Annotated in this window: 13 protein-coding genes; 4 read left to right on the top strand and 9 right to left on the bottom strand. The window is 63.7% G+C overall.

The annotated features are described in order from the left end of the window. The 9 genes from alaS to tkt form a co-directional block, all read right to left on the bottom strand. Positions 1 to 2,658, bottom strand: a complete 2,658-nt coding sequence (gene alaS, locus KRZ98_RS03810) for an alanine--tRNA ligase (RefSeq protein ID WP_217672289.1) — start codon at positions 2,656 to 2,658, stop codon at positions 1 to 3. 173 nt (positions 2,659 to 2,831) lie between these two features. Further along, positions 2,832 to 3,002 carry a hypothetical protein gene (locus tag KRZ98_RS03805; RefSeq protein ID WP_217672288.1) on the bottom strand — a complete coding sequence of 57 codons (171 nt, stop codon included), beginning with the start codon at positions 3,000 to 3,002 and terminating at the stop codon, positions 2,832 to 2,834. 5 nt (positions 3,003 to 3,007) lie between these two features. Then, complete coding sequence (locus KRZ98_RS03800) at positions 3,008 to 4,264, bottom strand: Xaa-Pro peptidase family protein (protein ID WP_217672287.1); 1,257 nt, start codon at positions 4,262 to 4,264, stop codon at positions 3,008 to 3,010. Continuing rightward, positions 4,251 to 4,874: a glutathione S-transferase family protein gene (locus tag KRZ98_RS03795; RefSeq protein WP_217672286.1), complete on the bottom strand. Its 624-nt coding sequence runs from the start codon at positions 4,872 to 4,874 to the stop codon at positions 4,251 to 4,253. Before KRZ98_RS03795 ends, KRZ98_RS03800 begins: the two co-directional genes overlap by 14 nt. Further along, positions 4,871 to 5,587 (bottom strand): thiamine phosphate synthase, encoded by a 717-nt coding sequence (thiE, locus tag KRZ98_RS03790; RefSeq protein ID WP_217672285.1) that lies wholly within the window; start codon positions 5,585 to 5,587, stop codon positions 4,871 to 4,873. Before thiE ends, KRZ98_RS03795 begins: the two co-directional genes overlap by 4 nt. Positions 5,588 to 5,868: 281 nt before the next feature. Next, a complete protein-coding gene (locus KRZ98_RS03785; protein ID WP_217672431.1) occupies positions 5,869 to 6,774 on the bottom strand; it encodes a fructose bisphosphate aldolase in 906 nt (301 codons plus the stop codon). Between the two features lie 68 nt (positions 6,775 to 6,842). After that, positions 6,843 to 8,045: a phosphoglycerate kinase gene (gene pgk, locus KRZ98_RS03780; RefSeq protein WP_217672284.1), complete on the bottom strand. Its 1,203-nt coding sequence runs from the start codon at positions 8,043 to 8,045 to the stop codon at positions 6,843 to 6,845. Between the two features lie 62 nt (positions 8,046 to 8,107). Next, positions 8,108 to 9,118, bottom strand: a complete 1,011-nt coding sequence (gene gap / locus KRZ98_RS03775; protein ID WP_217672283.1) for a type I glyceraldehyde-3-phosphate dehydrogenase — start codon at positions 9,116 to 9,118, stop codon at positions 8,108 to 8,110. 29 nt (positions 9,119 to 9,147) lie between these two features. Beyond that, positions 9,148 to 11,115, bottom strand: coding sequence for a transketolase (gene tkt, locus KRZ98_RS03770; RefSeq protein WP_217672282.1), 1,968 nt, complete (start codon positions 11,113 to 11,115; stop codon positions 9,148 to 9,150). Between the two features lie 194 nt (positions 11,116 to 11,309). Between tkt and KRZ98_RS03765 the strand changes: the two genes are divergently transcribed. The 4 genes from KRZ98_RS03765 (at position 11,310) to KRZ98_RS03750 (ending at position 12,898) form a co-directional block, all read left to right on the top strand. Further along, positions 11,310 to 11,501, top strand: a complete 192-nt coding sequence (locus KRZ98_RS03765; protein WP_217672281.1) for a hypothetical protein — start codon at positions 11,310 to 11,312, stop codon at positions 11,499 to 11,501. After that, positions 11,494 to 11,829, top strand: coding sequence for a cell division protein ZapA (locus KRZ98_RS03760; protein ID WP_217672280.1), 336 nt, complete (start codon positions 11,494 to 11,496; stop codon positions 11,827 to 11,829). Before KRZ98_RS03765 ends, KRZ98_RS03760 begins: the two co-directional genes overlap by 8 nt. A 248-nt stretch (positions 11,830 to 12,077) precedes the next feature. After that, positions 12,078 to 12,659 (top strand): 5-formyltetrahydrofolate cyclo-ligase, encoded by a 582-nt coding sequence (locus KRZ98_RS03755; RefSeq protein WP_217672279.1) that lies wholly within the window; start codon positions 12,078 to 12,080, stop codon positions 12,657 to 12,659. Then, positions 12,656 to 12,898 (top strand): DUF2842 domain-containing protein, encoded by a 243-nt coding sequence (locus tag KRZ98_RS03750; RefSeq protein WP_217672278.1) that lies wholly within the window; start codon positions 12,656 to 12,658, stop codon positions 12,896 to 12,898. Before KRZ98_RS03755 ends, KRZ98_RS03750 begins: the two co-directional genes overlap by 4 nt. The last annotated feature ends 22 nt before the right edge of the window (positions 12,899 to 12,920 follow it).

Below are 12,920 nucleotides of genomic sequence, written 5' to 3'. Positions count from 1 at the left end.
TTAGCCGGGACTCCCCGCAAGTCGGGCCTTGACCGCCTCGATAGCTGCAGCCGCCTTGTCCCCGTCGGGGCCGCCGCCCTGCGCCATGTCGGGACGGCCACCGCCGCCCTTGCCGCCCAGCGCCTCGACACCGACGCGGACGAGATCGACCGCGCTGATTGTGCCGGTCAGATCGTCAGTGACGCCCACGGCAATAGTGGCGCGGCCATCGACCACGGCCACGATCGCCGACACGCCGCTGCCCAGCGTCTTTTTATTGCCGTCAACGATGCCGCGCAATTCCTTGGGGTCGAGGCCGTCGATGACCTGCGCCAGGAAGCTGACGGCGCCGACCTGTTCGGGACCAGCCGGAGCCGCACCCGACGCGCCGCCGCCCAGCGCCAGTGCCTTCTTGGCTTCGGCCAGTTCGCGTTCCAGCTTGCGGCTCTGTTCTACCAGCGCGGCGATGCGCGCGGGCACATCTTCGGGCGACGTTTTGAGCGTGGCGGCGGACTGGCGAAGCTTGTCCTCCCGATCGACCAGCCAGAGGCGCGCGGCCTCCCCGGTCAAGGCCTCGATCCGGCGAACGCCGCTGGAAACGGCGCTTTCCGACACGATCTTGAGCAAGGCGATATCGCCCGTCGCGCGGACATGGGTGCCGCCGCACAGTTCGACCGAATAATGAAGATCGTCGCCCTTCCCCATCGAAAGAACGCGCACTTCATCGCCATATTTTTCGCCGAACAGCGCCATTGCGCCCGCTGCAATCGCGTCGTCGGGCGTCATGAGACGGGTCGTGACCTCCTCATTATGGCGGATCTGCGCGTTCACGTCCGCCTCGACCTTGGCGATCTGCGCATGGGTCAGGGCTTCGGGGTGCGAGAAGTCGAAGCGCAGCCGTTCGGCGGCGACCATGCTGCCCTTTTGCGTCACATGCGCGCCGAGTTCCTTGCGCAGGGCTGCGTGGAGCAAGTGGGTGGCGCTGTGGTTGGCGCGGATGCGATCGCGGCGTTCGACATCGACGCTCAGTTGGACCGTGTCGCCGACCTTGACGCTGCCGGCGCTGATCACGGCCTGATGTGCATGGAGGCGGCCCAATGGCTTGGATGTGTCGGCAACGTCAGCGGACAGGCCGCCGAGCGAGGTGATCGCCCCGGCATCGCCATTCTGCCCGCCGCTTTCGCCATAGAAAGGCGTCTGGTTGGTGATGATCGCAACGCTGTCGCCAACGGTCGCGCTATCGACGCGCGCGCCGTCCTTGACGATGGCCAGCACTTCGCCCTCGCCCTTGGTCGAGGCGTAGCCGACAAATTCGGTGCTGCCGAGGGTTTCGGCAATGTCGTACCAGATGTCGTCCGACGCCTTTTCACCCGATCCCTTCCACGCTGCGCGGGCGGCGGCTTTCTGTTCGGCCATGGCAGCGTCGAAACCGGCGCGGTCGACGCCCAGACCCTGGGTGCGCAGCGCGTCCTCGGTCAGGTCATAGGGGAAGCCATATGTGTCGTAGAGCTTGAATGCGGTTTCGCCGGGCAGCGTGCCGCCTTCGGCCATGCCGGTCGTCGCTTCATCGAGCAGGCGCAGGCCGTTTTCCAGCGTCTTGCGGAAGCGGGTTTCCTCCCGCAGCAAAGTTTCCTCGATCAGCGGCTGGGCACGGACCAGTTCGGGATAGGCGCCGCCCATTTCGGAGACGAGGCTGCCGACCAGGCGATACATCAGCGGGTCTTTGGCCCCGATGATGTGCGCATGGCGCATGGCGCGGCGCATGATCCGGCGCAGCACATAGCCGCGGCCTTCATTGGCGGGCAGCACGCCATCGGCGATCAGGAAGCTGGTCGAACGGAGATGATCGGCGATGACGCGGTGGCTGGCCTGGAGGTCACCATCGGTCGCGGTGCGGGTGATCGCGCCGCTTTCGGCAATCAGCGCCTTGAATGTGTCGGTATCATAATTGTTATGGACGCCCTGCATGACGGCGGCGATGCGCTCCAGACCCATGCCGGTGTCGATCGAGGGCTTGGGCAGTTCGCTGACGATCTCATTGGCTTCCTGCTCATATTGCATGAACACCAGATTCCAGATTTCGACGAAGCGGTCGCCATCCTCCTCCGGGCTGCCGGGAGGGCCGCCCCAGATATGGTCGCCATGATCGTAGAATATCTCCGAACAGGGACCGCAGGGGCCACTGTCGCCCATCGCCCAGAAATTATCCTTGGTCGGGATGCGGATGATGCGATGTTCGGGCAGGCCCGCAATCTTGCGCCACAGGTCGAACGCTTCGTCATCGGTGTGATAGACGGTCGCGGTCAGCTTGTCGGCCGGAAGCCCCCATTCCTTGGTCAGCAGGGTCCAGGCATGGTGGATCGCCTGTTCCTTGAAATAGTCGCCAAAGCTGAAATTGCCCAGCATTTCAAAGAAAGTATGGTGGCGCGCAGTATAGCCGACATTGTCGAGATCATTATGCTTGCCGCCCGCGCGAACCGACTTCTGGCTCGACGTCGCGGTCTTGTAGGGGCGGGTTTCCAGGCCGGTAAAGACATTCTTGAACGGCACCATGCCCGCATTGACGAACATCAGCGTCGGGTCGTTGTGCGGCACCAGCGGCGCGGACGGAACGATGGTGTGGCCGTTGGCCCCGAAATAGTCGAGGAAGGAGCGGCGAATGTCGTTGGTCGATGTCATGGGGGCGATTTAGTGGGAAGCGGCCCGCCGCACAAGCGGAGGATTTGGTCGCAACGTAACATCTGTCATGCCAGCGAAGGCTGGCATCTCTCTGCCTCCTTTCGATGCGCAGACGAAAAGTGAGATCCCAGCTTTCGCTGGGATGACCATAGCAGGAAAGCAACGAAAGAAGACTACTCAATCTCAAACGAGGCGACCATGGCGACAGACGCAGCAATCCAAAAAGCTACGCTAACCAATAGGCCACCAAGCAGGCCGACACTCGTTCCCCACCGACGCTTGAGAAGAATGGCGCTACCCAGCCCCGACAGGAAGATCGCCACTATTATTGCCGCTTCGGTCATGCCCCCTACCCAATAGCTTCCTCGATCGACACCGGCGGCTTAGAAAACCACGCCGGTCCCTGCGCCGTCATGTGGAAGCAGTCCTCCATCCGCACGCCCATCACGCCGGGCAGATACAGGCCCGGTTCGTTGGAAAAGCACATGCCGACGTCCAGCTTGGTGGTTTCGCCATGGACCAGGTTGACCGGCTCATGCCCTTCCATGCCGATGCCATGGCCGGTGCGGTGGGACAGGCCGGGGAGCGCGTAGCCGGGGCCGTAGCCCTGGGTTTCATACCAGCCGCGCACTGCGTCATCGACCGATCCGGCGGGTTCGCCGAGTTTTGCCCCGTTGATCGCGATGCTCTGGCCGCGCGACACGTCGTTCCACACTTTGCGCTGTTGCGTGGTGGGGGTTGCGCCATGGATGAAGGTGCGACTGATGTCGGACTGATAGTCGCCGACGGTGCAGCCGCAATCCATTAGCACCACCTCCCCTATCCGCACCGCCTGTAGCTTGCCGGAGCCATGGGGATAGGCGGCTGCCTCGCCGAGCAGCACCAGATTGAATTCAGGCTTGCCGCCGAGCTGTTTGGTCGCGGCGGTCATCAGCGCGGCGATGTCGGCGGGGGTCATGCCCGCTCTCACCTGCGGGTAGGTCCAGCGATAGGCGGCCATGGTGACGTCGGCAGCTGCCTGCATCAGCGCGATTTCAGCGGGGGCCTTGCGCATTCGCAGGGTGCGGGTGACGCTGTCGGGGACCAGGGTTGCGCCGGGCAAAGCGGCTTTGAGGCCATCGACGGCGAAATAGCGCACTGTTTCCTCTATGCCGATGCGACCACGCGCCAGCCCCTTCTCCTTGAGGAAGGTGGCGATCAAGGCGTGGGGGCTTTCATGCTCCTGCCAGACGCGGACCTCCGCCGGGATGCCGAGCGATTCTTCGATCGAGGGCTTCTCGAAAAAAGGACAGATGATCAACGGCGTGCCGGTCGCAGGGATGATGGCGGCAGTCAGCCGCTCGCTGCGCCACCAGCGAACGCCCGTATAATAGACGAGGCTCGCGCCCGGCTCGATCAGCAGCGCGTCGATCCCCCCGCGTTGCATCATTGCCTGTGCGCGGGTCAGGCGATCGGCGCGTTCGGGGCGGCCGATCGGTGCGATGGTGCCGGTGAGAGGCCTCAAGGCTTCTGCCGCCCGCTCCTGCGCGAACAGGCGCGGCGTGACCGTGCTTGCCGCCAGCCCCGCCATGGAGGCGAGCACAGTGCGGCGATCAGGCGTAAGCATAGGGACCGCCCGCGGCGAGGGCAGCCTGATAGGCCGGGCGCGCCTGCATTCCGCTGAGCCAGCGCCGGATAGCGGGACGCGAGTCGTTCAGGCCACCGCGCGAGCGGGAGGCTTCGATCGGGAAGCTCATCATCATGTCGGCGGCGGTGAAATCGTCCCCGGCAAAATAGGGGCGCGACGCCAATTCGCTTTCCAGCCAGTCGAGGTGATCGTCCAGCATCCGCTGCACCGTGGGCCGCGCAGGGCGACCGAGCAGGCCCAGCTTGCCGATGATGAGCAGCGCGAGAAGCGGCGGCATCATCGATCCTTCGGCATAGTGCATATATTGCCGATAGCGGATCGCGCCCTCCGCATCTGCGGGCGGGCCAAAGCGTCCGGCTCGGGCAACCAGATAGTCCATGATCGCGCCGGTTTCGATCAGGGCGTGACCGTCCACCTCCACCACCGGTGAGCGCCCCAGCGAATGGATGGCGCGCAGCGTGGCGGGCGCGCGCATGGTCTTTCGGTCGCGCTCGTAACGGACGACCTGATAAGGCTCGCCCAATTCCTCCAGCAGCCAGAGGATGCGTTGTGACCGGCTGTTGTTGAGATGATGGACGATGATGGTCATTTGGGGTCCGGCGCTCCGTTGCGGGCCTGTTGCAAGACGTCGGCAAAGGCCGCAACGCCAGCGCCCGGCCCCGCCGGATGGTTCCACACCGCGCTGCTGACCGCCAGAAAATCCGCGCCCGCCGCCACCAGCGGCGCGGCATTGTCCGCCGTCACGCCGCCGATCGCTACGCAGGGTAGCTCGAAAATCGTCGTCCACCAGCCCAGGATCGACGGCTCTGCATGGTGCAGCACATCCTTGGTCGTGGTGGGATAGAAAGCGCCGAACGCGACATAGTCGGCCCCCGCCTCTCCCGCTTCCATCGCCAGATGGCGGCTGTCATGGCAAGTGACGCCGATCTGCACCTTGGGTCCAAGGATTTTGCGGGCCTCGCGCGGATCGCCATCGCCCTGCCCCAGATGCACGCCGTCTGCGCCCAGACGTTGCGCCAGCGCGACGCTGTCGTTGATGATGAAGGCAACGTCGCGATCTGCGCACAGCGCCTGCAACGGCGCGGCCAATTCGGCAATCGCGTCCTCATCCAGCCCTTTCAGACGCAACTGGAACGCGGCGACTTCGCCACCATCCAGCGCGGCGGCCAGCGCATCAACAAAGGTCGCGTCGATGTTGGGAGGGGAGATCAGGTAAAGCTGGCAGGCCGGGCGGAAACCTTGCTCGAACTGATCGGCAAAATGCGGGTCGAGCGCCAGCTCTTCATCGGTAAAATCGGTCATGCCCGGGTGTTAGCCCAGCCAGCATCGTAACGAAAGCCTCTGGCTTTCCTTGCCTCCCCTGCAAGGTAGGGGAATTGTATATGAAACTGCCCCCGCCTCCACCGTCACCCTGAACTTGTTTCAGGGTCCATTTCTCCAGCTCAACCGGCGGTTTGTGACGAGAAATGGATGCTGAAATAAATTCAGCATGACGTTGTAGGGATAGCGGAAGCCTATGTGCGATATCTCCCCCTTAAAGGGGAAGATAAGGCTGTAGTCAGTTTGATCGGCTGTAATGCAAGTTACGCAGCAACCGCCGTCTTGGCGACCGAAGCGCCATGGATTTCGTCGATCGCTTCGCCCAGCGATGCGTTGAATTCATCGTCGCTCATCTGGTGGCGCAGATCGTTGAGAAGCGCGCGGCTGAAGCTGGCGATGATGCCGCGATTTTTGGCCAGTTCGACGCAGGCTTCGGGACGGGCAAAGCCGCCCGACAGGGCGACGACGCGCAGCACGCGGGGATGATCAACCAGCGGGTCGAACAGGCCCGGCTGCACCGGCAGCGACAGCTTCAGCATTACCTGCTGGTCGGCGGGCAGCGCGTCGAGCGCCTTGAGCAGTTCGTCGAGCAGGATCGCGTCGGCCTCGGCGCGTTCGGGCGACTTGATGTTCACTTCGGGTTCGATGATCGGCATCAAGCCTGCGGCCAGCACCTGTTGACCGATTTCAAACTGCTGCTTGACCACGGCGGCAATGCCTCCGCGGTTGGCTAGGTTAATGACCGAGCGTTCCTTGGTCCCGAACACGCCCAGCGCCTTGGCGCGGTGGAGCAGCACGTCCAGGTCGGGGTTCGGCTTCATCACCTGAACGCCGTTCGCCTCATGCTCCAGACCCTTGTCGATCTTGATGAAGGGGACAACGCCGCGCTCGATCAGCGCCTGCGGGGTCGGCTTGCCATCGACGGTGCCGTCCATCGTGCGCTCGAACAGGATCGCGCCCAGCACCTTCTCGCCGGTGAACACGGGCGAAGTGATAATGCGGCTGCGCATCGCGTGGATCAGGCCGAACATTTCCTCGTCATTGGACCAGGCACCCTCTTCGATGCCATAGCCCTTGAGCGCCTTGGGCGTTGAACCGCCGCTCTGGTCGAGTGCGGCGATAAAGCCTTCGCCTGTCGCAATCTTCTGCTTCTGAACCTGATCCAGCATCTGCACATACTCTCTCTTAATGGAGATGGCGCCGCCCTCTCCAAGGCGGTGCCACCGTTGACCGGTCGTCAGGCCATCAAAGCCTTTACGCCCGGCAAATCCTTGCCTTCCATCCATTCCAGGAACGCGCCGCCGGCCGTCGAGACGAAGGTGAAATCGGCTGCTGCCCCTGCGTGGTTGAGGGCTGCCACAGTATCACCGCCACCGGCGACCGAGGTCAACTGGCCTTCCTTCGTCAGCGCAGCCGCCGTGCGGGCGAGCGCCACCGTCGCAGTGTCGAACGGGGGAATTTCGAACGCGCCCAACGGCCCGTTCCACACAAGCGTGCGGCAGGTCTTGAGGACATCGGCCAGCGCTTCAACGGCGGCGGGGCCGACGTCGAGGATCATTTCGTCCGCCGCGACTTCATGGACGTTGCAGGTGCGGACGGAGGGCGGGTTCGCGGCAAATTCCTTCGCGACCACCACGTCATAGGGCAGATGGATGGTGCAACCGGCGGCTTCCGCTGCATCGAAAATGGCGTCGGCGGTAGCGGCCAGATCCTTCTCGCACAGCGACTTGCCGATATCGACGCCGCGCGCGTGGAGGAACGTGTTGGCCATGCCGCCGCCGATGATCAGATGATCGACCTTGGTGACCAGATGGTTCAGCACATCAAGCTTGGTCGAGACTTTCGCGCCGCCCACAACAGCGGCCACCGGCTTGACCGGGGTGCCGAGCGCGGCCTGCAACGCATCGAGTTCCCGCTCCATCGCGCGCCCGGCGAACGACGGCAGCTTGTGCGCAATCCCGGCGGTCGAGGCGTGGGCGCGGTGCGCGGCAGAGAAGGCGTCGTTGACATAAAGGTCGGCAATCGCCGCCATCGCATCGACCAGAACGGGATCGTTCTTTTCCTCGCCAGCGTGGAAGCGGGTATTTTCCAGGATCGCGATGTCGCCTGGGCGCATCACTGCGATGCCATCGGTCGCAGCCTCCCCCTGGCAGTCAGGGATGAACTGTACTTCGCGACCCAGCACCTGGCTCAGGGGCCGGGTGATCTTGGACAGCGAATATTCGGGGTTCTTCTGCCCCTTGGGACGGCCGAAATGGGCCAGGATCAGCACTTTCGCACCACGATCGGCCAGTTCCAGCACGGTCGGCATGGCCGAACGCAGGCGGGTATCATCGCTGACCGAACCGTCCTGCATCGGCACGTTCAGATCCTCGCGCACCAGCACGACCTTGCCGTGGATGTCGCCCATATCGTCGAGTGTCTTGAACGGCTTGGTCATGCTATTTCCCTGCTTCTGCCCCAAATGCAAAAAGGGGACGGTTTTACCCGCCCCCGCGTTCCTTACAGGAACTTCGCCACCACGCCCGTAGTGTCGATCATGCGGTTGGAGAAGCCCCATTCATTGTCGTACCAGCTGAGCACGCGCACCAGCTTGCCATCGACCACGGCGGTTTCCAGGCTGTCGACGGTCGAGCTGCGCGGATCTCCATTATAGTCGATCGAGACCAGCGGCTCGTCCGAATAGCCCAGCACGCCCTTGAGCGGACCAGCTTCCGACGCGGCCTTGAGCAGCGCGTTGACCTCATCCTTGGTGGTCGGGCGCTTGGGAATGAACTTCAGATCGACGACCGAGACGTTGGGCGTCGGCACGCGGATCGACGAGCCGTCCAGCTTGCCCTTGAGTTCAGGCAGAACTTCGCCCACCGCGCGGGCAGCGCCGGTGGAGGTCGGGATCTGCGAGAGAGCAGCGGCGCGGGCACGGCGCATGTCGCTGTGCAGCTGGTCCAGCGTGTTCTGGTCGTTGGTGTAGCTGTGGATCGTCGTCATGAAGCCGCTTTCGATGCCGATGGCGTCGTTCAGCACCTTGGCGAGCGGGGCCAGGCAGTTGGTGGTGCAGCTGGCGTTCGAAATCACGATGTCGTCGGCGGTCAGCGCGTCATGGTTGACGCCGAATACGACGGTGCGATCGACATTGGTGCCGGGCGCGGAAATGATGACGCGCTTGGCGCCGGCGGTAAGATGCGCGCTTGCCTTGTCCTTGGTGGTGAAGATGCCGGTGCATTCCAGCGCGATCTCCACGCCCAGCGCCGCGTGCGGCAGATTGGCGGGGTCGCGCTCGGCGGTCACCTTGATCTTCTTGCCATCGACGACCAGGAAATCGCCATCGACGCTGACGTCGCCGCTCCAGTTGCCATGAACCGAATCGCGCTTGAACAGCAGTGCGTTGGATTTGACGTCGCCCAGATCGTTGATGCTGACCAGTTCCAGGTCATGGTCGGTGCGCGAGAGAATGGCGCGCGCCACCAGGCGGCCGATACGTCCGAAACCGTTAATTGCTACCTTCGTTGCCACTGCACTAGCCTCCTGAAGTTGTTGTTCGGTCAGTTGTTGAGAGCGGCCACGATCTGCGGCGCAATCTTTGCGGCGGTCAGGCCGAAATGGTCGTAAAGCGCTTCCGCCGGGGCCGACGCGCCGAAGCTGTCGATGCCAAAGCGCAGCCCGGCGATGCCGGTATGGCGTTCCCAGCCAAAGGTCGTCCCGGCCTCGATCGATACGCGCAGCACATGGTGCGGCAGCAGATCGTCCTTGTAGGACTGTGGCTGCGCCTCGAAATGCGCCCAGCTTGGCATGGACACGACATCGGCACCGATGCCCTGTTCTTCCAGCGCCTTGGCGGTATCGACCGCGATTTCGACTTCGGAGCCGGTGGCGATCAGCACGACCTTGCGATCCGCATTGGCGGCACGCAGGCGATAAGCGCCCTTGGCCGACAGATTTTCTGCCTTTTCGGTGCGCAGCTGTGGCAGATTCTGGCGGGTCAGCGCCAGCACCGACGGGCCGGTCGCGTCCTTCAACGCCAGTTCCCAGCATTCCGCCGTCTCGACAATGTCCGCGGGGCGATAGACGTCCAGGTTCGGGATCATGCGCATCGACATGACATGCTCGATCGGCTGGTGGGTCGGGCCATCTTCGCCAAGGCCGATGCTGTCATGGGTCAGGACGTGAATTACACGCTGCTGCTGGAGCGCGGCGAGGCGGATGCCCGCGCGCATATAGTCGGAAAAGACCAGGAAAGTGCCGCCATAGGGGATGACGCCCCCATGCAGCGCCATGCCGTTCATCGCGCAGGCCATGCCGAATTCGCGGATGCCGTAATAGACATAGCGGCCCGAATAATCGTCCTTGGTCAGCGGGCCTGTCGACTTGGTTTTGGTATTGTTGGACCCGGTAAGGTCCGCCGAACCGCCCAGCGTTTCGGGCAGCAGGTCGTTGATCGCGCCCAGCGTCAATTCGCTGGCCTTGCGGGTCGCGACCTTCTGCGGCGCGGCAATCAGGCTGTCGATATAGGCTTCCAGCGAGAAGTCGGCGGGCAGATCGCCAGCCATGCGACGGGTAAATTCCGCGCTCTTCTCATTGCTTGCAAGCCGGGCTTCCCACGCAGTGCGAACATCGCCACCCTTGGCACCAATCGCCTTCCAGGCGGCGGCAATGTCGGCGGGAATGACGAAGGGTGCCGCGTCCCAGCCCAGAAATTCGCGCGCGGCTGCGACTTCAGCGTCGCCCAGCGCGGAACCGTGGACGCCCGACGTGCCTGCCTTGTTGGGCGAACCATAGCCGATCTTGGTGGCGCAGGCCACGAGCGAGGGCCGCGAATCGGCGACAGCTTCGGCCAGCGCGCGGCGCACATCGGCCACGTCATGGCCATCGCACGACACGACATGCCAGCCGGTTGCTTCATAGCGGGCGCGGACATCTTCGCTGCTCGACAGGTCGACCGCGCCGTCAATGGTGATCTTGTTATCGTCCCACAGCACGATCAGGCGGCCAAGGTTTAGGTGACCGGCAAGGCCAATCGCTTCATGGTTGATGCCTTCCATCAGGCAGCCATCGCCCGCAATCACCCAGGTTCGGTGATCGACCAGATCGTCGCCAAATTGCGCGTTCAGATGCCGCTCGGCAATCGCCATGCCGACGGCAGTGGCCAGGCCCGAACCCAACGGCCCCGTGGTCGCCTCGACGCCTGCCAGCTCGAAATTTTCAGGATGGCCAGCGCAGGGGCTATGCAACTGGCGGAAATTGGCGATGTCCTCAATCGTGGGACGTGCATAGCCGGTCAGGTGCAGCAGGCTGTAGATCAGCATAGACCCATGGCCTGCCGACAGGACGAAACGGTCGCGGTCGGCCCATTTGGGCTGGGTCGGATCGAACTTCAGATAATCGCTGAACAGCACCGTTGCGACGTCTGCCATGCCCATCGGCATCCCCGGATGGCCGCTGTTGGCGGCCTGCACGGCATCCATGGAAAGCGCCCGGATGGCGTTGGCGAGCGACTTATCGGAAACGGTCATCGGCAGCGTGCGTCTTTCCTGAACAGGACTGACCTGCCCGCAGGCTATGCGGGCGAGTCGAGATCGCGCCTCCTTTGTCGCGTCAAGCCCCATGCGTCAACCGCGGCGGGCCGGAAAGCGGCCTCTTGTAGGTCCAATGATCGCTTTTGTGCCGCGCCAAGTTTCGCTATGCGTGAGGAATGGCAAGCGAGCGCATGATGCAGGCAATTGGCACGCTGGAACGTGCAGTGGGTCGGCTCGAACAGGATGTGGTCCGCCTTGCGGCCGCCCCCTCCCCCTCCCCACTCCCCACCAGCGGTCAGAATATGGATGTGGACGGCGCCCGCGCGGCGCTGCGTTCGCTCGATGAGCTGATCGCCGATCTGAAGGGCCGGACCATTGGCTGAAACCACGCTGCACATTGCCGGACGCCATTATGACATACGGTGCCGCGATGGCGAGGAAGCACATCTCACCCATCTCGCCAGCCTGATCGAGGAGAAGGCGCGCGCCGCGCAGCAGGGGATGCCCGGCATGACGGAGGTGCGCAGCCTGCTGTTCGCCGCTTTATTCCTGGCCGACGAATTGAACGACTTGCGCCGCGATACTGCGGCCCGGCAGCAAAAGCTGGCGCTGGAAGCGGAGGATGAACCGGCGGCGCAGGTGATAGAGGCGCTGGCGGCGCGTATAGAAAAGCTGCGCGACGGGCTTGCCGCCCGCGCCGCGGACGCCTAGATTGGGGTGGACGGGTACTGCCTGGTACGAGCTTTAGCGAACATCCCTGAGGCGATAATCACATCCTAGGGGGCTGTCCCTGGGCGGGCTCCGGCCCGATCTACATGGTCCCCACCTGACGTTGAGGCGTCAGAGGATTTTCCAGCAAACGGCCAAGGCGGTCCCGTCACCCTTCCAAGGCAAGCGATCCAAATATAGACGTGTTCCCGCGCAGGCGGGAACACGATAGTGAGCAGGCAGACATACGGATGAACGGCGACACCATCGACAAGACGAGCTTGCGCCAGATCGCGCGCGACCGCCGCCGTGCCTTCGTCTCGACGCTTGATCCGCTGGCGCACCGGCTGGCGTTCAAGGTGCTGCCTTCCCCCCTCGCCCGCCGCATTGCAGACGCACGGGTGGTCGCGCTCTACATGGGGCTGGACGATGAAGCACCCGCGCAACGGCTGGCGCACCAACTGAGCGCCATGGGCAAGACCGTGGCTCTGCCGCGCGTGCTGGATCGGTTGGGCAGCATGGACTTCCTGCGCTGGCAGCCTGACGACATATTGCTGCCCGGCCCGTTCCGCACCAGCCACCCCGAACCCGGCGATGGTCCGGTGACGCCTGACGTCATCATCGCCCCGCTGGTCGGGTTCGATCGCGCCCTCAATCGACTGGGTCAAGGCGGCGGCTATTATGACCGCGCCTTTGCCCGCTTCCCTGACGCGCTACGCATCGGCATCGCCTGGTCGGTGCAGGAACAGGATGCCGTGCCTGCCGACCCGTGGGACTTGCCGCTGCATATGGTGCTGACCGAAGTCGAACTGATCGAAGGGCCACTGACATGAGCATCGACCCGCGCCATTATCATCGCCCAAGCTGGCGCAAGCCGGTGGGGATGCTGGCGATCGTCGGCCTGATCGCGCTGTGGGCGGTGATGGTGGCCAGCCTGTCGGGCCTGATCGGCTCGCTGCCGGTATGGGCACAGACGCCGCTCTATGTCGTTCTGGGGATCGTGTGGATATGGGTGCTACCATTGCGCCGCCTGCTCGCGTGGATGGAGACGGGGCGTTGGCGGCGCGGCTGATTAACAGCGGTGACAAGCATCC

The sequence above is a fragment of the Sphingobium sp. AS12 genome, from assembly GCF_019097845.1.
GTDB lineage: Bacteria > Pseudomonadota > Alphaproteobacteria > Sphingomonadales > Sphingomonadaceae > Sphingobium.
Note: the sequence above shows the minus strand (reverse complement) of the source record. Positions and strands in the feature narration are given on the sequence as shown.

Bases quoted from the DNA above. Each gene is read 5' to 3' on its own strand.
- KRZ98_RS03750 (WP_217672278.1), top strand. From the start codon at position 12,656: ATGAGCATCGACCCGCGCCATTATCATCGCCCAAGCTGGCGCAAGCCG.
- KRZ98_RS03805 (WP_217672288.1), bottom strand. From the start codon at position 3,002: ATGACCGAAGCGGCAATAATAGTGGCGATCTTCCTGTCGGGGCTGGGT.
- KRZ98_RS03795 (WP_217672286.1), bottom strand. From the start codon at position 4,874: ATGACCATCATCGTCCATCATCTCAACAACAGCCGGTCACAACGCATC.
- tkt (WP_217672282.1), bottom strand. From the start codon at position 11,115: ATGACCGTTTCCGATAAGTCGCTCGCCAACGCCATCCGGGCGCTTTCC.
- KRZ98_RS03755 (WP_217672279.1), top strand. From the start codon at position 12,078: ATGAACGGCGACACCATCGACAAGACGAGCTTGCGCCAGATCGCGCGC.
- KRZ98_RS03785 (WP_217672431.1), bottom strand. From the start codon at position 6,774: ATGCTGGATCAGGTTCAGAAGCAGAAGATTGCGACAGGCGAAGGCTTT.
- thiE (WP_217672285.1), bottom strand. From the start codon at position 5,587: ATGACCGATTTTACCGATGAAGAGCTGGCGCTCGACCCGCATTTTGCC.
- pgk (WP_217672284.1), bottom strand. From the start codon at position 8,045: ATGACCAAGCCGTTCAAGACACTCGACGATATGGGCGACATCCACGGC.
- KRZ98_RS03800 (WP_217672287.1), bottom strand. From the start codon at position 4,264: ATGCTTACGCCTGATCGCCGCACTGTGCTCGCCTCCATGGCGGGGCTG.
- KRZ98_RS03765 (WP_217672281.1), top strand. From the start codon at position 11,310: ATGATGCAGGCAATTGGCACGCTGGAACGTGCAGTGGGTCGGCTCGAA.
- alaS (WP_217672289.1), bottom strand. From the start codon at position 2,658: ATGACATCGACCAACGACATTCGCCGCTCCTTCCTCGACTATTTCGGG.